Here is a 21,517-nt window from a genome sequence, read left to right as displayed (position 1 = left end):
AACTGAGCGCGCGGCCGGTAACGCGGGCCGCGCCGGATGTTGTTATAGTATAACAACCTGCCGGGCGCGGACAACGCAGCGATCAGTCAGCGCGGCTCATATAGCGTCGTTCAGCTACGTGAATGCGAATACGGTCGCCGTTGCTGAGGTATTCAGGCACCTGCACCGAGAGGCCGGTACTCATCACCGCGGGTTTGGTGCGCGCGCTGGCAGAGGCGCCTTTGATGCCGGGCGTGGTATCAGCAATCACCATATCCACCGTCTGCGGCAGCTCCAGCGCCAGTACCTGGCCCTCCATCGTCAGCACCTGCATACCGGGAATACCCCCCTCCGGGATAAACAGCAGCTCTTCGGCAATCTGCTCCTGCTTAAAGTTGTAGGGCGTGTAATCTTCATCATCCATAAAGACATATTCGTCGCCGTCGATATAAGAGAAGGTCACCGGGCGACGGCTCAGCTGAATGGCATCGATAATATCGTCGCCTTTAAACCGCTCTTCGACCTTGAGGCCGGTACGCACATCGGTAAACCGCATTTTATAGAGCGTGGCTGCACCGCGTGCGCTGGGACTCTGCACATCAATATCCTTCACCAGCAACAGCTTGCCGTTCCAGGTCACGGCCATTCCTTTTTTGATTTCGTTTGCCTTAGGCATGATGTTATTTACTCAGAAAAGAGAGGTGCGCGTCACGTTACGCGCGCGACCGGAAACAGGCAAGTAAGGCCCTGTAAAATTGTTATCTGCACATAGCTTTCAGCAGGCGGGGCTGCTATTGTCGCCGCGAAATCTCTGCCGGAGCGCTTCATGTTATGCCGCGACCAGTGCGGTGCCTGCTGCACCGCGCCCTCAATTTCTTCGCCTATTCCGGGTATGCCTCATGGCAAGCCCGCCAATACGCCCTGCGTTCAGCTGGATGCGCAGCAGCGCTGCCAGCTGTTTGGTTCGCCGCTGCGTCCGGCCGTCTGTGCTGGCCTGCAGCCTGGACCGGAAATGTGTGGCAGCAGCCGGGATGACGCAATGATCTATCTGCTGCAGCTTGAGGCAGAGACGGCACCCTGAAAAGCTGTAAGCCTGCTGAAAATCTGCCCCACCCGCCGCCTTTACTTTCAGCAAACTCATCAGCTGAGGCGTGCGAAAAATCTTAATTTCCCGATGAAGTGTGCGTAGCGTCAAAGATCTGTTCTTTGGTTTACGCATTTTCTTGCCTCGAAGAGCCGCCTGTACCATATTCCCTGAAACGTTTCAGCGTTGTAGTTGCGGCTAAGTGGCTGTGATGCAGCGTGTTTTTTCGCCATTAAGCTGAAACGATTCAATTCAGCAAGCGAGGAGAGATATGTTCCAGCTCGAAGTTCAGGCCATCCATACCGGCGCCACGGCACAGACAAAAGAAGACGCTATTCGTCAGGTTGCCGCCGCGCTGACCGCAGCAGGCAACGTTGCTGAAGGCTATGTCAGCGGCATGCTGGCTCGCGAACAGCAGACCAGCACCTTTCTCGGCAACGGCATCGCTATTCCACACGGCACCACCGACACCCGTGACCTGGTGCTGAAAACCGGCGTACAGGTTTTTCAGTTTCCCCAGGGCGTAGAGTGGGGCGAAGGGCAGATTGCCTATGTGGCTATCGGCATCGCCGCTAAATCAGATGAGCACCTGGCGCTGCTGCGTCAGCTGACGCATGTGTTAAGCGATGACAGCGTGGCAGAGCAGCTAAAAACGGCCTCTGCTGAGGATCTGCGTGCGCTGCTGATGGGTGAGAAGCAGGGAGCTGAATTTACCTTTGATACCTCGCTGATTGCGGTGGATGTCGCGGCGAGCGATCTGATCACGCTGCAGGCGCTGAATGCCGGTCGTCTGCAGGCGGCAGGCGCGGTTGACGCCGCATTTATCACCGACGTTATCTCCCGCACGCCGCTGAGTCTGGGGCAGGGGATCTGGCTGAACGACAGCGCGCAGGGTAACCTGGGCAGCGCTGTCGCGGTAAGCCGCCCGGCGGTGCCGTTTGACCGGCAGGGCGAGCGCGTGGCGCTGCTGCTGACGGTTGCCGCAGTGGATGAGCGTCCGCTGGAGGTGCTGGGCTACCTGAGTAACCTGCTGCAGAACAATAAAGCTGAACGTCTGCTGAAAGCGGATGCAGCCGGCGTACTGGCGCTGCTCACCAGCGAAGTGGATGAAGCCGCTGAAGTGCTGACCGCAGAATTTACCATTCGCAATGAGCATGGCCTGCATGCGCGTCCGGGCACTGCGCTGGTCAGCGTTATCAAGCAGTTTAACAGTGATGTCACGGTTACCAACCTTGACGGCAGCGGTAAGCCCGCTAACGGCCGCAGCCTGATGAAAGTGGTGGCGCTGGGCGTGAAGAAAGGCCATCGCCTGCGCTTTACCGCCAGCGGTGATGATGCGCCGCAGGCGATGCAGGCTATCGAAGAGGCCATTAATTCCGGTCTGGGCGAGGGGGCAGCATGAGCCGTCGCGTCGCCACCATTACGCTGAACCCGGCGTATGACCTGGTTGGCTTTACGCCGGAGATAGAGCGCGGTGAAGTCAATCTGGTCAAAACCACCGGCCTGCATGCAGCAGGCAAAGGGATCAACGTTGCCAAAGTACTCAAAGATCTCGGCATCGACGTCACCGTCGGCGGCTTTCTTGGCCGGGAAAATCAGGATGGCTTCCAGCAGCTGTTCAGCGAGCTGGGAATAGCCAATCGCTTTCAGGTCGTGCAGGGGCGTACCCGCATCAACGTAAAGCTTACAGAGAAAGATGGCGAGGTAACCGACCTCAACTTCTCCGGCTTTGAAGTAACCGCGCAGGACTGGGAGCGCTTTACCGCAGATTCACTCACCTGGCTCGGCCAGTTCGATATGGTCTGCGTCAGCGGCAGCCTGCCGGGCGGCGTGACGCCAGAGGCGTTTACCCGCTGGATGAGCGATCTGCGTACGCTCTGTCCGTGCATCATTTTTGACAGTAGCCGTGATGCGCTGGTTGCGGGTCTGAAAGCCGCCCCGTGGCTGGTTAAACCAAACCGGCGCGAGCTGGAGATCTGGGCTAACCGCAAGCTGCCTGAATTGCAGGATGTGATTAACGCGGCGCATGAACTGCGCGAGCAGGGCATTGCTCACGTGGTGATCTCGCTCGGCGCAGAAGGTGCACTCTGGGTCAACGCATCTGGCGAATGGCTGGCAAAACCGCCGGTCTGTGAGGTTGTCAGCACGGTCGGTGCCGGTGACTCCATGGTCGGCGGCCTGATTTATGGCCTGCTGATGCGTGAATCCAGCGAACATACGCTGCGACTGGCTACCGCCGTGGCGGCAATGGCTGTCAGCCAGAGCAACGTCGGCGTAGCCGATCGTACCCGGTTGGCCGCGATGATGGCGCGCGTCGACTTACAACCCGTTAACTAACAGCAGGAGAGCGATGATAATGAAAACGCTGCTGATAAAAGATTCTTCACTGGGACTGGCCTCCGCACATCTGGCTATCGAACGTCTGCGTGCTGCAGCAGCACAGGCCGGACTGAAGCTGGTCAGCACTGCCGCTGAAGCCGAACTGATCCTGGTTGCCGGCGACAATATTCCGGAAGATACGCAGCTGACGGGCAAATCCGTAGCGCGCGTTGATGTGCAGCAGGCGCTGCGCGATCCTCAGGCGGCGATAGCACAGGCGCAGGCAAACGCGCAGCGCTGGCAGCCCGTAACCGCACCGGCAGCCGGGGCTGCCGCAGCACCGGTTACGGCCAGCGCGCAAAAGCGCATTGTCGCCGTTACCGCCTGTCCGACTGGCGTCGCACACACCTTTATGGCGGCAGAAGCGATTGACGCGGAAGCGAAAAAACGCGGCTGGTGGGTAAAAGTCGAAACCCGTGGTTCCGTTGGCGCGGGCAACCCGATCACTCCGGAAGAGGTGGCCGCCGCCGATCTGGTGATCGTGGCAGCGGATATCGATGTGGACCTGGCGAAATTTGCCGGTAAGCCGATGTACCGCACCTCCACCGGCCTGGCGCTGAAGAAAACGGCGCAGGAGCTGGATAAAGCGCAGGCGGAGGCGAAAGTTTATCAGCCCTCCGGCAGCCAGAGCGCCAGCGCACAGGGCGACAGCAAAGAGAAAGCGGGCGCCTACCGTCACCTGCTGACCGGTGTCTCCTACATGCTGCCGATGGTGGTTGCAGGCGGCCTGAGCATTGCGCTGTCGTTTGCGTTCGGGATCACCGCGTTTAAAGAGCCGGGCACGCTGGCAGCAGCGCTGATGCAGATCGGCGGCGGCAGCGCATTTGCGCTGATGGTGCCGGTACTGGCAGGCTTTATTGCATTCTCCATCGCCGATCGTCCTGGCCTGACGCCTGGCCTGATTGGCGGCATGATTGCCACCAGCATCAATGCCGGTTTCCTGGGGGGTATTATCGCCGGCTTTATCGCCGGTTATGCGGCGAAGTTCCTGAGCAGCAAAGTGAAGCTGCCACAGAGTATGGAAGCCCTGAAGCCCATTCTCATTATTCCGCTGGTTGCGAGCCTGATCACCGGCCTGCTGATGATCTACGTGGTGGGTAAACCGGTTGCCGGTATCATGAGCGGCCTGACCAGCTGGCTGGCCAACATGGGCACCGCAAACGCCGTGCTGCTGGGCGCCATTCTTGGCGGTATGATGTGTACCGATATGGGCGGTCCGGTCAACAAAGTGGCCTACGCGTTTGGCGTCGGGCTGCTGAGTTCGCAAACCTATGCGCCGATGGCCGCGATTATGGCTGCGGGCATGGTGCCACCGCTGGCGATGGGTTTGGCGACGCTGGTTGCACGCCGCAAGTTCAATAAAGGGCAGCAGGAGGGCGGCAAAGCGGCGCTGGTGCTGGGTCTCTGCTTTATCTCTGAAGGGGCCATTCCGTTTGCGGCGCGCGATCCGATGCGCGTGCTGCCGTGCTGCATCATTGGCGGAGCCGTGACCGGCGCCATCTCAATGGCGATTGGCGCGAAGCTGATGGCACCTCACGGCGGTCTGTTTGTGCTGCTGATCCCGGGTGCGATTACGCCGGTGCTGGGCTATCTGCTGGCGATTATCATCGGTACCGCGATTGCCGGTCTCGGTTACGCCGTGCTGAAGCGTCCGGAAGAGGAGCTGGCGAAAGCTGCGTAACCCGACGGACATAAAAAAAGGGAGCTAAGGCTCCCTTTTTTATTGTCCGCTATCCGGCGTGCTGCTCAGCTTTAAGCCAGGCGATCTCATCTTTCCAGATATCGGGATTGATGGTTTCCAGGATCAGCGGAATGTTATCGAAGCGCGCATCTTTCATCAGCCAGCTGAACACGGTTTTGCCGATGTTGCCTTCACCCAGACTGTGATGGCGATCGACGCGGCTGCCAAGGGCACTTTTGGCATCGTTCAGATGCATACCGCGCAGATAGTTAAAGCCCACCACGCGCTCAAATTCGGCAAAGGTAGCGACACAGTCAGCTTCGGTGCGCAGATCGTATCCGCCGGCGAAGGTGTGACAGGTATCAAGACAGACCCCCACGCGCGATTTATCCTCGACGTGCGCAATAATGGTCGCAAGATGCTCAAAGCGATAGCCGAGGTTACTGCCCTGGCCGGCGGTATTTTCAATCACCGCGACGACATTTTGCGTTTTATCCAGCGTGATGTTGATTGATTCGGCGATGCGCTTCAGGCACGTCTCTTCATCAAGCTGCTGCAGATGGCTGCCGGGGTGGAAGTTCAGCAGCGTCAGGCCAAGCTGGTCAGCGCGCTGCATCTCATCCAGAAACGCGGCGCGTGATTTCTCCAGCGCTTCGGCCTCCGGGTGACCCAGGTTGATCAGAAAGCTATCGTGCGGCAGGATTTGCGCGGAAGAGTAGTTATACCGCGCGCAGGCGCTTTTGAACGCGTCAATGGTCTGCGCAGAGAGCGGTGCGGCTTTCCACTGACGCTGATTTTTTGTAAAGAGCGCAAAGGCGGTGGCCTCCAGCTCATGGGCGCGGATCACTGCCTGATCCACGCCGCCGGATGCGCTGACGTGTGCACCGATATATTTCATGCCGCTCTCCTGTATGGGCGTTAACTAAAGCAAGGCGCACATGATAGCGGAAGCGGCTATGCCATGAAATGTTGCACCAGCAAATTCAGCGCGCCGCCGCCGACGATGAGCCAGCAGAACATCATCAGCCCCAGCAGCAGCGGTTTTGCGCCCGCCTGTTTCAGCGCGGAGAAGCGCGTGGTCAGACCCAGCGCTGCCATCGCTATCGCCAGCAGCAGGTTGGCCAGCTGGTTCAGCGCGCTAACCACTCCGGCTGGCAGCAGCTGCAGTGAATTCACCAGCGCGACCGCGATAAACAGCAGTGCAAACCACGGAAAGCTGCGTGCAGACGTTGCCGTGCGCGGGCCGCGCTGCCGGAGCCAGCTGCCCAGCAGCAGCAGGAAAGGGGCCAGCATCATGACGCGCAGCATCTTGGTGATCACCGCCATATTCTCTGCTTCAGCGCCTATGGCGTGCCCGGCGGCTACTACCTGCGCCACCTCATGCAGCGTGGAGCCGGTAAAGATGCCAAACTGCGCGGCACTGACAGCGGGCAGCAGTGCAAACAGCGCGGGATAAAGCAGGATGCCGGCGGTACCAAACAGCACCACGGTTGCCACCGCCACCGCCACTTTCGAGGCGTCAGCTTTGACCACGGGTTCCGTCGCCAGCACCGCCGCCGCACCGCAGATGCTGCTGCCGGCACCAATCAGCCACACCGTCTCGCGATCCATCTTTAGCAGCCGGATGCCAGCCAGGCAGGTAAGCAGGAACGTTGTGCCGATAATCAGCGTATCGATAATCACGCCGCGCAGGCCGACGCCGGCTATCTGCTGAACGGTGATGCGAAAACCAAAAAGAATAATGCCGAGGCGCAGCAGGCGCTGTTTTGCCAGCAGCACACCGCTGTCGCAGTGGCTGGCGATACGCGGGTAAAAAGTATTGCCGGCAATAATGCCGCCAACTATCGCCAGCGTCAGCGCGCCCAGACCGGCGTGAGACAGCCACGGCAGCGAGGTAAGCCAGGCGGCGCAGCCTGCCAGCGCCGCCGTTAGTGCCAGACCCGCCACCACCCGGCAGGGCGGGAGCACCGGTTTTATTATGCTAAATTCAGCCATTAACCACCTCCTGAGTATGGCAATAGCCTGCGCCTCTCTGATATAAAAGTGAAATTGATAATATCTTTATAATCGACCGGAATAAGTGATAAGGAGAAAGGCTATGTTTGTGCGTCTGCGCCGCTGGGCAAAGCTGATTAAGCGGGATGTCCTGACGCTGTGGTTTGCCTGTCGCGACCCGCGTACGGCATGGTGGTTCAAACTGATGGCGTTTGGGCTGGTAGCCTATGCGCTCAGCCCGATTGACCTTATTCCGGACTTCATCCCGATTATTGGTCTGCTGGATGATGCCATCATTGTACCGCTTGGCGTGATTATTCTGCTGCGCCTGCTGCCGCGCGATATTCGTATCAGCAGCGCTGAACGCGCGGAAGTACAGCGCGCGCGCGGAGTAAAAATTGTCAGTCGCGCCGGATTTGGCCTGATCCTGCTGATCTGGATCGGCATTATCGTCTGGCTGATACAGCGCTATATGGCCTGAGGAGCAAGCATGCATATTACGCTACGCCAGATTGAAGTGTTTACTGAGGTGCTGAAGAGCGGTTCCACCACCCAGGCCTCGCAGGTGCTGTCACTGTCGCAGTCGGCGGTGAGCGCGGCGCTGGCGGATCTCGAAAACCAGCTGGGAGTACAGCTGTTCGATCGCGTAGGCAAGCGGCTGGTGCTGAATGAGCATGGGCGGCTGCTCTATCCGCGCGCCGTCGGGCTACTGGAGCAGGCGGGTGAAATTGAGCAGCTCTTCCGGGAAGATAGCGGGGCGATCCGGCTGTTTGCCAGCAGTACCATCGGTAACTATTTGCTGCCGGGCATGATTGCCGCCTACCGGCGCGATTTTCCCGCACTTCCGCTGGAGCTGAGCGTCGGCAACAGTCAGGATGCGATTCAGGCCGTTGCAGATTTTCGCGTGGATATCGGCCTGATCGAGGGACCGTGTCACGAGCCGGATATCATCAGCACGCCGTGGCTGGAAGATGAGCTGGTGGTGTTTGCAGCACCCGACTCGGCGCTGCTGCTGCAGCCGGTGACGCTGGCAAGCCTGGCGGCGGCACCGTGGATCCTGCGTGAACGCGGCTCCGGCACGCGTGAAATTGTTGATTACCAGCTGCTGTCGCATCTGCCGCAGTTTCAGCTGGGTATGGAACTGGGTAACTCCGAAGCGATTAAACATGCGGTACGGCACGGCATGGGCATCAGCTGCCTGTCGCGCCGGGTCATTGCCGACCTGCTGGAAGCGGGCACGCTGGCAGAAGTGGCGGTTCCGCTGCCGCGCCTGACGCGCACGCTCTACCGCATTCACCACCGGCAAAAACATCTCTCAAACGCGCTCAACCGCTTTCTTGCCTACTGCTGTGAATAGCCGGCGGCGGCGGGTGCTGCTAATAATCGCCCGCCGATCATGAAGGTAACTAATAACCCGAGGTGAATGCTATACAGCGCAGGGTTAGCTGCTACAATCGCGCCTTATTTTTATCCGGCATAGCGTTTACACATGCATAATGACTCAAAAACAACACAACAACCTGGGCTGCGCCGTGAATTAAAAGCGCGCCACCTCACTATGATCGCCATCGGCGGCTCCATTGGTACCGGCCTGTTTGTCGCTTCCGGCGCCACCATTTCACAGGCCGGACCCGGCGGCGCGCTGCTCTCCTATGCCCTGATTGGGCTGATGGTCTACTTTCTGATGACCAGCCTCGGCGAACTGGCTGCCTTTATGCCGGTTTCCGGCTCCTTTGCCACCTATGGCGCAAAATATGTTGAAGAGGGCTTTGGCTTCGCGCTGGGCTGGAACTACTGGTACAACTGGGCGGTGACCATTGCTGTTGATCTGGTCGCCTCGCAGCTGGTGATGAACTACTGGTTCCCCGATACGCCAGGCTGGATCTGGAGCGCCACTTTTCTCTGCCTGATGTTCCTGATTAACTTCATCTCGGTTAAAGGTTTTGGCGAAACAGAGTACTGGTTCTCGCTGATTAAAGTCGCCACCGTCATTATTTTTATCGTGGTGGGGATTCTGATGATCACCGGTATTATGCGCGGTGCGGAACATGCAGGCTGGCACAACTGGACCGTGGGCGATGCGCCTTTTGCCGGCGGGTTTTCTGCAATGATCGGCGTGGCGATGATTGTCGGCTTCTCTTTTCAGGGCACCGAGCTTATCGGCATCGCCGCCGGTGAATCTGAAGATCCGGCCAAAAATATTCCGCGCGCGGTGCGGCAGGTTTTCTGGCGTATTCTGCTGTTTTATGTGTTTGCGATTCTGATCATCAGCCTGATCCTGCCCTATACCGATCCGCAGTTGCTGCATAATGACGTGACCGATATCAGCGTCAGCCCGTTTACGCTGGTGTTCCAGAATGCCGGTCTGCTCTCAGCGGCGGCGATCATGAACGCAGTCATCCTGACGTCGGTGCTTTCAGCGGGTAACTCCGGTATGTACGCCTCAACGCGCATGCTGTTTAATCTCGCCCGTGAGGGCAAAGCGCCGCGCATCTTTGCAAAACTCTCCAGAGGCGGCGTGCCGCGCAATGCGCTGATTGCGACGACCGTAGTAGCTGGTCTCTGCTTCCTGACGTCAAAGTTTGGTAATCAGGAAGTTTACCTGTGGCTGCTTAATACCTCAGGTATGACCGGTTTTATCGCCTGGCTGGGCATTGCCATCAGCCACTATCGTTTCCGTCGCGGCTATGAAGCGCAGGGGCGCGATCTGGCCGATTTACCTTACCGCTCCGGCTTTTTCCCACTGGGTCCTGTCTTCGCCTTTGTGCTTTGCCTGATTATTACGCTGGGGCAGAACTATCAGGCGTTCCTCGCCGACACCATCGACTGGTACGGTGTGGCGGCAACTTATATCGGTATCCCGCTATTTCTGATTATCTGGATGGGCTACCGGCTGACACGCGGCAGCCGCGTAGTGAAATATAGCGAGATGGAGTTCCCGGTTTTTAAACAGTAAAACCTGGCGTGGCGGCATTCCAATCCAGACGTAGGGGGCGCATTTTTGCGCCCCTGGTTTCAGGCGATTCACCCAACCCAGAGCGGCATCAATGCCGCCCCTACGCATTTATGCGTCCCTGGCATATTGATGCATCTCTGCCGGTTTGAGCTTTGTTACAGAGATATAATTGATAATTATTATCACCTGCTCTATTGTGTCAGCCGTTATGATTACGGCTATACAGGTAGACTCATGCGTACGACGGATTCCGTGCTGATAGCGGAACACCCCCCTGAAGCTGACACCCTGACACGTTATCGTCAGGTGCTGCGTCAGCGACTGCTGCTGACTGGCGTACTGGTTGTTGCTATTCTCGCCTCGGTTATTCTCGATTTCACCCTTGGCCCGGCCGGGCTTACGCTGGAAACGCTCGGGCAGACCTTGCTGCATCCGGCCGCTATGGATGCCGGTACCCGCGTCATCGTCTGGGATATCCGTCTGCCCTATGCGCTGATGGCCGTGGTTGTCGGGCTGGCGCTGGGACTGGCGGGTGCCGAGATGCAAACCATTCTGAACAACCCGCTGGCGAGTCCCTTTACGCTGGGCGTCTCTTCCGCTGCAGCCTTTGGTGCCGCGCTGGCAATTATCCTCGGCGTCGGTTTTCCCGGCCTCTCCGATCAGTGGTTTATCTCCGCTAACGCCTTTGTGTTTGCGCTGTTTGCCGCGCTGATGCTGGATGGCATTACGCGCTGGAGCAAAGTCTCGACCTCCGGCGTGGTGCTGTTTGGTATTGCGCTGGTATTTACCTTCAACGCCCTGGTTTCCATGATGCAGTTTATCGCCAGCGAAGATACGCTGCAGGGACTGGTGTTCTGGACCATGGGTAGCCTGGCGCGCGCATCGTGGGAGAAGCTGGGCGTGCTGAGCGCTGCGTTTGCGCTGCTGGTACCGTTTTCCATGCTCAGCAGCTGGAAGCTGACCGCACTGCGGCTGGGGGAAGATCGCGCCATTAGTTTTGGTATCGACGTGCGCCGTCTGCGACTGGCAACGCTGTTACGCATCAGCATTCTCTCGGCGCTGGCAGTAGCCTTTGTCGGCCCGATTGGCTTTATCGGCCTCGTCGCCCCGCATATCGCCCGCATGATGTTTGGCGAAGATCATCGTTACTATCTGCCCGCCAGCGCGCTGGTGGGCGCATTGGTGCTGTCGCTGGCCTCGGTTGCGTCGAAAAACCTGATCCCGGGCGTGATTATTCCGGTGGGGATCGTGACCTCGCTGGTCGGCGTTCCCTTCTTTCTGAGTATTATTCTGCGTCACCGGGGGAGCGTGTAATGGATTCAGGCTTACGTATTGAGCAGTTCAGCGCCGGTTACCCTAAGCGTCAGGTGATCGACAATCTGGACGTTGCCACGCTGCCGCGCGGCAAAATCACCGTGCTGCTTGGCCCGAACGGCTGCGGTAAATCCACGCTGCTGCGCGCGCTGGCGGGCCTGGGTAAAGGCGAGGGCGCACTCTGGCTGAACGGCGTTGATTTAATGGCGCAGCCCTTCACGCAGCGAGCAAAGCGGGTGGTCTACCTGCCGCAGACGCTGCCGGCCGGGGTTCATCTGCACGTACTGGAATCGATTATCGTGGCGCAGCGCGCCTCGGGCGGCCTCCATAGTGCGGACAGCGAAGCAGAAATTATGGCGCTGCTTGAGCAGCTGGGTATCGCTCATCTGGCGATGCGCTACCTCGATCAGCTCTCAGGCGGGCAGAAACAGCTGGTAGGTCTGGCGCAGTCGCTGATCCGCCGGCCGGAGCTGCTGCTGCTGGATGAACCGCTGAGCGCGCTGGATCTCAACTATCAGTTTCACGTGATGGATCTGGTACGACGCGAAACCCGGCTGCGCAATATGGTCACGGTGGTGGTGGTGCACGATATCAATATTGCGCTGCGGCATGCTGACCACGCGCTAATGCTGAAGCAGGGCCGGCGTCTGGCGGATGGCATACCCGCAGAGGTGATTACGCCGCAGACGCTGGCGCAGGTGTATGGCGTGCGCGGCCGGATTGAGCACTGCTCGCAGGGCATGCCGCAGGTAATGATTGACGGGCTGGTGGCAGAGTCGCTGATGTAGCTATATCTGCAATGCCAAATCTATAGTGTGATGGCTTGCCTGCCCACTGCTCGATCGGCCAGCCTGTCTCCTTCACCGGTATCAACACCTGTCAGGCCCCTTCGCCCTTTTAGCCCTGTAGTTAAGCGACAGGTTCACCATGAATGGCTATGAGGCCATGCAGGGGGCATGACCTCTTAAGGCCAGAGGTATGCCAGCATGGCGTGAGAGGGACTTAACCTGCACGATTTTTTCATTTCAAAATATCGATGAGAGCTTATCAATATTAAGCTTTTTAAGCGCTGAATGTCGCTGAGAATAAAACGTTTTAATGCTGCAGCTCCAGTCAAGCTTCCTGGTTTTCGTTAGCAGCGTTGTCTTTAATGCTTCAAATTCCCTTGGCGTAATGATTTTTTTATTGCTGCTGCATTTATACAGATTGCCCATAGCGGCAGAGTAGATATTACCATTGTCAAATATAATGATTTTGCTGGAGCGGTAAGCCAGGCTGATAGCTAAAGGCATCATATCTCTGGACACCAGCAGTAAGATGATTTCATCAGCCCGCTCATTCTCTTCGCAAAAGCAGATGAAATCTTTTAGTGATGCTTTGTTAAGCAGGAAAACCGATGCTTTACTAAAATGAAAAAGAAAGCGCTCTTGCAGATAAAGTTCGCTAAATCCCCTCTCCAGAAAGTAGTTTTCTTTTTGAATTAAATTAACATCCATATTACACCCCGTTAACAGTATGGTTGATTTTATTTCCATTCTTTTGCTTTTAGCCGTAGCATATAATTCCCAAGGCCATAGGATCGGGAATTCTTATGAAAACAGGTGTAAAAGCAACTACAGTCAGAGATATCGAAAATTGCTATAGCAAAATAATGCAAAGCGAGAATTTTCATGCGGCTTTGATGACGCATGCAAATATGATCTGTAAAGAGTTCGCATCCAATAAGATGTTCTATAAATACATTTTCAAAAATAACAGATTTCTTGCATCCGTGATTATCACATGTGTCTTCTTTAAAAAAGAGAAGCCTTGCCTGAATGATATAAAGTATCAGTGCATCAGAACCAATATGATCAGTCCTAATACTGTCTCTTCTCTGCTATTACTGTTAAAAACGGGTAGCTATATATCCACCAGAAAAGACACTATTGATAAGAGAAAAACGCATTTTTCAATTACTGACCGGGGATTGAAGTCAGCGATGTCGTTAACAAAGACGGTGGCTATTCCATTAGATGAAATGGGTATAACGGATTTCAAAGTCAATAACTTCTCAGTAGAGAATATGCAAAGCTTCTTTAAAAGATACTATGACATATTTCATCACGATATCCATCTTATTAATATTGCTGACAAAGCTGATATTTTTATCAACAAAGACTCCGGTCATATGATTATGACTCATCTATATCTTCACGGAACTACCGCACAAGACTGCGGTGAGGCATTAACCATCATCAGCCTGGCGAAGCGCTGCGGCGTATCACGCTCGCATCTTCGTAACATCATATTAGAAGCGAAAGAAAATTCCCTGGTGGACTACGATCCGAAATCAGGCCGCATACACATTCTGGAGTCTTATAATGCGATGTATCATAAATACATGGCGTATTATTTTTCTTTTGTCCTTTATGCCGCTGAGAATTTCAAAGATTAGTTGCTCTTCCTTTCTGCATTGCGGTAACACTGGTAATGCAGAAAGAGTAAGTAATCCTCCTGGCTTTGTAAATGTTAATGATTAGACCCAAAAAAAAACACCTGATCTGGACAGGTGACTTCCCCTGAACGCAAAGAGCTGAATAAAAGATCGCATTTAGCAAGCATTCTTTCTTAGCAAGCAAGGCACGACACTAAAAGCGTTGCATTTCGGCGATAATGCCGAACTATGATTATAACTAATTGTTTTTGATCAATAATATGCAATGATAGTTGTCATGATAGACCTATCTGCTTTTGTGATTCAAATTTTTAATTCATAATAGCTAATGTAAATGATCAACGGTGATTATTATTACACAGGTAAACCGATCATTGTTTCTTAACTGAATCATTAAAGAAAACGTATTTTGCTATCCTGGTTAGCTGTTTATTCGAAATGCGAGTTAGGATTTTTCTCAATACCGATCAGTATGCCTGGATACATATAGGAATATAATAAAATAGGATGATTTAAATAATCTTATTACCTGGTTTTTAATTTTACATAAACGTGCTCTGAACGGGCTGAAGCAGATATAAATTCTGTCTCTGCCGTTATGTCATTTTTTTATTTCAATTTATTCCGCTGCTTTTTTTTCAGGTTTACCGGGTTAGCTCGTAACTCTACTCTCTGGCTTCCCTGGTCAGGGATTGATAGTTAGGGCGATAGCTGTTTTTCGGCAGCATTCGGTTATCTTGAGACGAGGTATAATTATGAAAAAAACGACACTTATTGCTGTGCTGGCGGCTGCCGGCATGTGCCCGGCCGTATTTGCTGCCGATGGCACAATAAATTTCACCGGGAGTATCCGCGATACAGCCTGCACCGTTAATACCAGCTCTGCTACGCAGACCGTCAATCTGGGCACTGTAGCCGCCAGCTCTTTTGGCGCGGCCGGTACGCAGGCCTCGGCAACGCGTTTTACCATTAACCTTACCAGCTGTCCGACAGCGGTGACGTCAGCCAGCATCCGCTTTGACGGTCCGCTGGCGAGCGGCAACTCCAGCCTGCTCGGCCTGACGTCCGGAACCGGCGTGGCTACCGGCGTTGGTATCGGTATCTATGAACAGAACAGCACCACGCTGATTCCTGTCGGGCAGGCATCTGCGCCTGTCACGCTCTCTTCTACCGGCACCAATGCCCTTAATTTCATCGCCAAATATGTGTCAACTGCTGCCACCGTTGGCGCAGGTACGGCGAATGCTGCTGCCACGTTTACCGTTGCCTATAACTGATAATGCGAGCCGCTTGCGGCTCCTTCTCTTCAGGGAAGACTTCATGATTCGTTTTTGTATTCTATTGATAGTGCTGATCAATCCACTGATGAGTCTGGCAGGGGTTGAGATAGGGGGTTCACGGCTCATTTATGAGGGGAATGCGCGGCAGGCTGCGCTGAGCATCAGTAATCCGGATGATTATCCCTACCTGATTCAGGCATGGGTAGATAAAGATCCTACACAACGTCACAGTGACAACACGTTTATTGCCACGCCGCCCCTGTTCCGGCTGGAGCCGCATACGCAAAATTCTGTCCGCATTGTCTATACCGGCGCGGCGCTGCCTGCCGATCGGGAATCTCTGTACTGGCTGAGCATTAAGTCCGTGCCGGGCACGCCGAAAGAGGAGACCAATCGCCTGTTAATCACCGTAAAAAGCGTCTTCAAACTCTTTTACCGGCCGGCAGGGTTACCAGGCGATGCGGCGACAGCGTTTGAAAAAATCACTTTTCGTCGTCAGGGCGACCGTATTTACGCTTCTAATCCCACGCCGTTTTATATCTCCTTTTATGAACTGAAAATGGGCAACGCTAAGCTGAAATCGCTGCCTGTGCTCAGTCCATTATCAGAGCAGGCTATCGATTTTCCGCCGGGAACCGCAGGCACGCTATCCTGGCGGGCGATTAATGATTACGGCGGTATTACCGACGTCAGAACTGCAAAAATCTGATTAAGGCCTGACCATCAATGCGGACGACGCTTTTTACCCGCCAGTCAGGCCGGTCGGCGTCAGCGATGACAGGCTTCATGCTGGCAGCGCTGATGAGCCCTCCCGGATCTGCAACAGATTATTTTGATCCTGCCGCGCTCGAGCTGCGCGGGCAGGTGAGTGCTATCGACCTCTCGGCACTGGAACAGCCCGGCGGTCAGATCCCCGGACGATATCGGACGGAAATCTATCTGAACAGCCGCTATATGGCTGAAAGAATACTAAATTTCACGCTGGGTGAGCGTGGACTTATCCCGGAGATCACTAAAGAAGATCTGCTTTCCTGGGGCGTGCGCAGCCAGGCGACACCGGCATTTTCAGCGATGAGCAAGGGATCACTCCGCCAGCCGATCGATCGCGTCCTGCCCGACGGCCAGCTTAGCTATGACTTTGCTCAGCGGCGTCTGGATATCAGCATTCCTCAGGCGTTTATGCAGCAGAGTGTGCAGGGAGCGGTCTCCCCTGAAGAGTGGGATGACGGGCTGCCTGCTGCCTTTGTGAATTACGCCTACAGCGGTGCCAGCAGCCGCAGCGACGCTCGTCAGGGAACGGTTCAGAATAATTATCTGAATCTGCGCAGTGGCGTAAACCTGGGAGCATGGCGTCTCAGAAACTATTCATCCTGGTCTGATAACGGGCGCTCGCGCCAGTGGAACAGCATCAATACTTACCTGCAGCATGACGTTAAATCACTTAACGCGCAGTTTGTGGCGGGCGACAGCTATAGCCCGGCAGGCGTGTTCGATAGCGTCGCTTTTCGCGGCGTGCAGCTCTACTCTGATGACAATATGCTGCCGGAAAGCCGGCGTGGATTTGCCCCGGTCATTCGCGGCATCGCGCAGAGTAATGCGCGCGTTACCATTCGCCAGGATGGAAACATCATCTATCAGGCTTATGTTCCACCAGGACCTTTTGCAATTACCGATCTCTATCCTGTCTCCTCAGGCGGCGATCTCAGCGTCTCAATTCGCGAAGCAGATGGCACAGTGCGTCAGTTTGTTCAGGCATTCTCAGCAGTGCCGCTGATGCTGCGTGAAGGTCAGGCTAAATATGCACTGACGGCGGGTAAGTATCGGGTGGTTGCCGCTGATAATGCCGCCCGGTACGAACCACTCTTTTTGCAGACAACCGGGAGCTATGGTCTGACGAATGCCAGCACGCTCTACGGCGGAATAATTCTGTCCGGCGATTATATGAGCAGTAGTCTGGGATCGGCTAAAGGGCTGGGTTATCTGGGTTCGGTCTCGATAGACGGAACCTGGGCGCATGCGCAGTCAGGTGAGATCGAAAAACAGGGGGCATCGTTCCGTTTTCAGTATGCCAAAGATTTTACCGCCAGCGGAACCACGTTTAATCTGGCCGGCTATCGCTACTCAACATCCGGCTATATGGATTTTAATGAGGCAAATGGCTATTACAATACGCCCCCGCTTAATGCCAGCAATGATGAGCTGATTGGTTCAAAGCAGGCGCAACGCGTCTGGACGGAGTGGCGCAATCGCCACAATAAACGCAGCCGGGCCGAGCTAAACATCAATCAGAGGCTGGGCGATTTTGGCAGTCTCTATCTGTCTGCTTATCAGCAACAATACTGGGGCATAAGCGGCCGGGAAAATACGTTTAATCTCGGCTACAGCATCAGCCACAATGCGGTGAGCTATACGCTTAACTACATGCGTTCGTCCTCGCCCTGGCTAAGCCAGCAGAATAACGTGTTTTCGCTGGCCGTTCAGATTCCGTTTGAACGCTTCATGCCGAAAAGCTGGCTTAACGTCTCAGCCAGCCAGACAAACAGTAGTGGATTGATGGCATCAGCCGGTATTGCGGGCGTGGCGCTGGCGGATAACACGCTTAGCTATAACATTCAGCAGGGTTATGCCAGCCGGGGAACCGGCGGGTCGGGCAGCGCAACCCTCGACTATAAAGGTTCTTCCGGTGAATATCTGGCGGGCTATAACGTAACCCGCCAGACGCGACAGCTTAATTATGGCGTCATGGGGGGGATCCTGGTTCACCCCTGGGGCCTTACTCTATCGCAGCCCTTAGGCGATACGATGGCGCTGGTAAGGGCAGACAAAGCGGCAAATGTGAAGGTAGAAAATAGCACTGGTGTTTATACCGATAGCCGGGGTTATGCCGTGGTGCCCTATCTCTCTCCCTACCAGCGAAACATCATCAAACTAGATTCCGGCACGCTGGCCGACGACATCGATCTTACTGCAGATACCCGTCGTGTTGTGCCAGGACAGGGCGCGCTGGTTCTGGCAGATTTCCCGACAGCGGCGGGGCAGAAAATAATGCTGACGCTGAATTCAGAAAAAACTATTCCTTATGGCGCGTCGGCCACGGTAACCAGCGGCAGCCAGACATCATCAGGTATCGTAGACGATCGTCATCAGGTTTATCTGAGCGGCGTGCCGTCGCGCGGCACGGTAAAGGTGGTCTGGCAGCACGACGGATGTCAGGCCGATTACGTCCTTCCCGGCGACAAGCCGGTTATACAACTTATTAGCCTGCAATGCCGGTAAAGGATTAACCATGCGAAAAATTCTGCTGCTTATTATTCTGGCTCTGCCCGGTGCCTTTACGGTGCAAACGGCTTACGCCTGGAACTGTTCCGTTGCGACAGCGACAAGCGTTATCACGCCGCCAACGCTGGTGGTACAGAGAGATCTACCGGTTGGCGCCATGATCGGGAGCGTGCTGACCTCAGATATGGCGGGAAGATTTAGCTGTTCAGATACGCCTGCGCCGGCGCTGACCTATCAGGAGTTTGGCATCAAGAGTCATGGCAAAAATGTCACGATTATTGACGGACGCAATATCTACAGTACCGGTATTGCAGGCATTGGCTACGCATTCGGCGGGCTGTCCGGGAATAACTGTGCCGGCACGTCAGGGTGGGTGGATAGTGTCTGGGGACCGAACGTCCAGCAGCTCTGCAAAAGCAGTGGCCTGCTGGCCAGTCAGCCGATGACGGGGCAGGCGCTGGTGCAGTTCTATAAGACGGCGCAAACCACCGGCAGCGGTAGCGTCGGCGCGCAGCTGATTGGCTCATTTATCCTGCGCAACAATCAGTCAGCCTGGATGTGGCCGGAGGCATATATCAACCTCGGTGCATTGACGGTAACGACGGTGGCCTGTTCGGTAACCAATAGCGCGCTTTCGGTCACAATGGGTACGGTGCAGAAGCGGGCCTTCAGGGGCGCGGGCACCGGACCGGGCGACAGTTTTACCCGCACGCTGACCATTCCGCTGAACTGCAATGCAGGTACGCGGGTAAACGTGCAGATCGATGGCAGCGTTCAGGATGCGGCAAATGGCGTACTCAATCTGACCGGCGGAACTGGCAGTGCAACAGGAGTGGGCATTCAGCTGCTCTACAACAATGTACCGTTAACGCTGCAAAAGCCAATTAACACCGGCAGTGCGGACACAGCCGGAACGTTCAGTATCCCGCTGCAGGCGCGCTATTATCAGACCGGAAGTGATATTACGCCCGGTACAGCAAATGCCACCGCCACCTTTACAATTACCTATCAGTAATGGTGCGACGCCTGCCGGGAAGGTCTAATCGCAGTGAACCGGTCAGAGATAAGCGGAAGGGGCAGCTGATAGCCAGCGCGGGCTGAGAAGCCCGCGGCTGGCAAAGGACTATACCAGCAGATGTTTCGCGTGAAAGCGCAGGTGATCTTCCACAAAAGTGGCGATAAAGAAGTAGCTGTGGTCGTAACCCGGCTGAATGCGCAGCTCCAGCGGGAATCCCTGTTCGCGCGCAATCGCCTCAAGGCGCTCCGGACGCAGCTGGTCCGCGAGAAACTGATCGCCGTCGCCCTGATCGATCAGCAGCGGCAGACGCTGCTCCGCCTCCTGCATCAGCAGGCAACTGTCCCATTCCCGCCACGCCTGGCGGTCGTCGCCGAGATAGGCAGTAAACGCCTTTTGCCCCCAGGGGACGTCGCAGGGATTCACAATCGGTGCAAAGGCTGAAGCGGAAGCAAAGCGTCCGCCGAGGCGCAGTGCCAGTACCAGCGCACCGTGTCCTCCCATTGAGTGGCCCATAATCGACTGCCGATCGCTCAGCTTGAAGTTATCCGCCAGCAGCGCCGGCAGCTCCTCGCTGAGGTAGTCAAACATACGATAGTGCGCCGCCCACGGCTGCTGCGTTGCGTTGAGATAGAAGCCGGCACCCTGGCCGAGATCGTAACTCTCATCGTTAGCCACCGCGTCCCCGCGCGGGCTGGTGTCCGGCATAATCAGCACCAGACCCAGCTCTGCGGCCACGCGCTGCGCGCCCGCTTTGGTGGTGAAATTTTCGTCGCTGCAGGTCAGTCCGGCGAGAAACCAGACCGCAGGCGGCGGCGTATCAGCTTTGGGCGGCGGTAAAAAAATGCTGAACGTCATCGGGCAGTTCAGCACCGATGACTGATGTCGCCAGCGTTGTTGCCAGCCGCCAAAGATGCGGTGTTCTTCCAGCAGTTCCAGCGTGGATGCCATAACGCCTCCGGTTATTTGTTGAAGTGCACCACAGAGCGAATCGATTTCCCTTCGTGCATCAGATCAAAGGCGTCGTTGATCTCATCCAGCGCCATGGTATGGGTGATGAAATCGTTCAGCGCAAACTTGCCATCCAGATAATCCTGCACGATACCCGGCAGCTGGCTGCGGCCTTTCACGCCGCCAAACGCGGAACCCCGCCAGACGCGGCCCGTGACCAGCTGGAACGGGCGGGTGGAGATCTCTTCACCGGCACCGGCCACGCCGATGATGACCGACTCACCCCAGCCTTTATGACAGCACTCCAGCGCCGAACGCATGACGTTGACGTTACCGATACACTCAAATGAGAAATCGACGCCGCCATCGGTCAGCTCAACGATGACATCCTGAATAGGCTTATCGTAATCTTTCGGGTTGATCAGGTCGGTGGCACCCAGCTTGCGGGCCAAATCAAATTTGCTGGTATTGATATCGATAGCGATAATGCGGCCCGCTTTTGCCATCTGCGCACCGATGATCGCCGAGAGGCCAATACCGCCGAGACCAAAAATTGCCACGGTGTCGCCCGCTTTAACTTTAGCGGTATTCATCACCGCGCCCATGCCGGTGGTCACGCCGCAGCCCAGCAGGCACACCTCTTCCAGCGGAGCTGCTTTACTGATTTTCGCCAGCGAGATTTCCGGTACAACGGTGTACTCGGAAAAAGTAGAGGTGCCCATATAGTGGAAAATAGGCTGGCCATCTTTAAAGAAGCGCGTAGTGCCATCCGGCATCAGTCCCTTGCCCTGGGTGGCGCGGATCGCCTGGCAGAGGTTGGTTTTGCCGGAGAGACAGAACTTACATTTGCCGCACTCCGGAGTGTAGAGCGGGATAACGTGATCGCCCACCGCCACGCTGGTAACGCCTTCGCCCACCGCTTCCACCACGCCGCCACCTTCATGACCGAGAATGGCCGGGAAAACGCCTTCCGGATCTTTGCCGGAGAGCGTATAGGCGTCGGTATGGCAAACGCCGGTAGCAACGATGCGTACTAACACTTCGCCTTTCTGCGGCGGCATCAGATCCACTTCTTCAATTTTCAGCGGCTCGCCAGGTGCCCAGGCAACGGCGGCACGGGTTTTAATCATGTTCATGCAATCCCTCTTGCGGTAGATGCGGGCCAGT

20 protein-coding genes are annotated in these 21,517 nt (G+C 55.7%); 14 read left to right on the top strand and 6 right to left on the bottom strand.

Annotation, left to right across the window (positions count from 1 at the left end):
• Positions 1-82: 82 nt before the first annotated feature.
• A complete protein-coding gene (yeiP, locus tag C1Y41_RS07940; protein ID WP_065648868.1) occupies positions 83-655 on the bottom strand; it encodes an elongation factor P-like protein YeiP in 573 nt (190 codons plus the stop codon).
• Between the two features lie 150 nt (positions 656-805).
• On the opposite strand from yeiP, the gene C1Y41_RS07935 reads away from it, so the two are divergent.
• The 4 genes from C1Y41_RS07935 to fruA all read left to right on the top strand — a co-directional run bounded on the left by C1Y41_RS07935 (position 806) and on the right by fruA (position 5,123).
• Entirely contained in the window at positions 806-1,060 is a 255-nt protein-coding gene (locus tag C1Y41_RS07935) for a YkgJ family cysteine cluster protein (RefSeq protein WP_071668037.1), read from the top strand.
• A 274-nt stretch (positions 1,061-1,334) separates the two neighbouring features.
• Positions 1,335-2,465: a fused PTS fructose transporter subunit IIA/HPr protein gene (gene fruB / locus C1Y41_RS07930; RefSeq protein ID WP_094111138.1), complete on the top strand. Its 1,131-nt coding sequence runs from the start codon at positions 1,335-1,337 to the stop codon at positions 2,463-2,465.
• On the top strand, positions 2,462-3,400 hold the full coding sequence (gene fruK, locus C1Y41_RS07925) for a 1-phosphofructokinase (RefSeq protein ID WP_039385473.1): 939 nt from the start codon (positions 2,462-2,464) through the stop codon (positions 3,398-3,400). Before fruB ends, fruK begins: the two co-directional genes overlap by 4 nt.
• A 19-nt stretch (positions 3,401-3,419) precedes the next feature.
• Positions 3,420-5,123 (top strand): PTS fructose transporter subunit IIBC, encoded by a 1,704-nt coding sequence (gene fruA, locus C1Y41_RS07920; RefSeq protein WP_104085212.1) that lies wholly within the window; start codon positions 3,420-3,422, stop codon positions 5,121-5,123.
• Between the two features lie 49 nt (positions 5,124-5,172).
• Here the strand turns inward: fruA and nfo are convergent, their stop codons facing one another.
• Together nfo and C1Y41_RS07910 are read right to left on the bottom strand one after the other, a co-directional pair.
• Positions 5,173-6,021, bottom strand: a complete 849-nt coding sequence (nfo, locus tag C1Y41_RS07915) for a deoxyribonuclease IV (protein WP_071668034.1) — start codon at positions 6,019-6,021, stop codon at positions 5,173-5,175.
• Between the two features lie 56 nt (positions 6,022-6,077).
• Positions 6,078-7,118, bottom strand: coding sequence for a YeiH family putative sulfate export transporter (locus tag C1Y41_RS07910; protein ID WP_104085211.1), 1,041 nt, complete (start codon positions 7,116-7,118; stop codon positions 6,078-6,080).
• Positions 7,119-7,221: 103 nt separating this feature from the next.
• On the opposite strand from C1Y41_RS07910, the gene C1Y41_RS07905 reads away from it, so the two are divergent.
• The 5 genes from C1Y41_RS07905 to C1Y41_RS07885 all read left to right on the top strand — a co-directional run bounded on the left by C1Y41_RS07905 (position 7,222) and on the right by C1Y41_RS07885 (position 12,176).
• Complete coding sequence (locus tag C1Y41_RS07905) at positions 7,222-7,599, top strand: YkvA family protein (protein WP_039385465.1); 378 nt, start codon at positions 7,222-7,224, stop codon at positions 7,597-7,599.
• A gap of 9 nt (positions 7,600-7,608) precedes the next feature.
• Positions 7,609-8,475 carry a DNA-binding transcriptional regulator YeiE gene (yieE, locus tag C1Y41_RS07900; protein WP_104085210.1) on the top strand — a complete coding sequence of 289 codons (867 nt, stop codon included), beginning with the start codon at positions 7,609-7,611 and terminating at the stop codon, positions 8,473-8,475.
• A 132-nt stretch (positions 8,476-8,607) separates the two neighbouring features.
• A complete protein-coding gene (locus C1Y41_RS07895; RefSeq protein WP_104085209.1) occupies positions 8,608-10,074 on the top strand; it encodes an amino acid permease in 1,467 nt (488 codons plus the stop codon).
• Positions 10,075-10,308: 234 nt separating this feature from the next.
• Entirely contained in the window at positions 10,309-11,388 is a 1,080-nt protein-coding gene (locus tag C1Y41_RS07890) for an iron ABC transporter permease (RefSeq protein ID WP_039385458.1), read from the top strand.
• On the top strand, positions 11,388-12,176 hold the full coding sequence (locus C1Y41_RS07885; RefSeq protein ID WP_094111860.1) for an ABC transporter ATP-binding protein: 789 nt from the start codon (positions 11,388-11,390) through the stop codon (positions 12,174-12,176). The genes C1Y41_RS07890 and C1Y41_RS07885 overlap by 1 nt, the downstream gene beginning before the upstream one ends.
• A 237-nt stretch (positions 12,177-12,413) precedes the next feature.
• Here C1Y41_RS07885 and C1Y41_RS07880 read toward each other — a convergent pair whose 3' ends face one another.
• Entirely contained in the window at positions 12,414-12,884 is a 471-nt protein-coding gene (locus C1Y41_RS07880) for a hypothetical protein (RefSeq protein WP_039385454.1), read from the bottom strand.
• 95 nt (positions 12,885-12,979) lie between these two features.
• Between C1Y41_RS07880 and C1Y41_RS07875 the strand changes: the two genes are divergently transcribed.
• The 5 genes from C1Y41_RS07875 (at position 12,980) to C1Y41_RS07855 (ending at position 19,399) form a co-directional block, all read left to right on the top strand.
• Positions 12,980-13,825, top strand: coding sequence for a hypothetical protein (locus C1Y41_RS07875; RefSeq protein ID WP_039385452.1), 846 nt, complete (start codon positions 12,980-12,982; stop codon positions 13,823-13,825).
• A 755-nt stretch (positions 13,826-14,580) separates the two neighbouring features.
• Positions 14,581-15,102: a fimbrial protein gene (locus C1Y41_RS07870; RefSeq protein WP_039385450.1), complete on the top strand. Its 522-nt coding sequence runs from the start codon at positions 14,581-14,583 to the stop codon at positions 15,100-15,102.
• Positions 15,103-15,145: 43 nt separating this feature from the next.
• A complete protein-coding gene (locus C1Y41_RS07865; protein WP_039385448.1) occupies positions 15,146-15,814 on the top strand; it encodes a molecular chaperone in 669 nt (222 codons plus the stop codon).
• Between the two features lie 92 nt (positions 15,815-15,906).
• Complete coding sequence (locus tag C1Y41_RS07860) at positions 15,907-18,381, top strand: fimbria/pilus outer membrane usher protein (protein ID WP_224144712.1); 2,475 nt, start codon at positions 15,907-15,909, stop codon at positions 18,379-18,381.
• A 10-nt stretch (positions 18,382-18,391) separates the two neighbouring features.
• Positions 18,392-19,399 carry a fimbrial protein gene (locus C1Y41_RS07855; protein WP_039385445.1) on the top strand — a complete coding sequence of 336 codons (1,008 nt, stop codon included), beginning with the start codon at positions 18,392-18,394 and terminating at the stop codon, positions 19,397-19,399.
• Between the two features lie 108 nt (positions 19,400-19,507).
• Here C1Y41_RS07855 and fghA read toward each other — a convergent pair whose 3' ends face one another.
• A complete protein-coding gene (gene fghA / locus C1Y41_RS07850; protein ID WP_104085208.1) occupies positions 19,508-20,350 on the bottom strand; it encodes an S-formylglutathione hydrolase in 843 nt (280 codons plus the stop codon).
• Between the two features lie 11 nt (positions 20,351-20,361).
• On the bottom strand, positions 20,362-21,486 hold the full coding sequence (locus C1Y41_RS07845) for an S-(hydroxymethyl)glutathione dehydrogenase/class III alcohol dehydrogenase (protein WP_104085207.1): 1,125 nt from the start codon (positions 21,484-21,486) through the stop codon (positions 20,362-20,364).
• Between the last annotated feature and the right edge of the window lie 31 nt (positions 21,487-21,517).

The organism is Pantoea sp. ICBG 1758 (assembly GCF_002928325.1).
Classification (GTDB): Bacteria; Pseudomonadota; Gammaproteobacteria; order Enterobacterales; family Enterobacteriaceae; genus Pantoea; species Pantoea eucrina.
The sequence above is the reverse complement of the archived record's forward strand: the minus strand, read 5'-3'. Positions and strand labels throughout refer to the sequence as shown.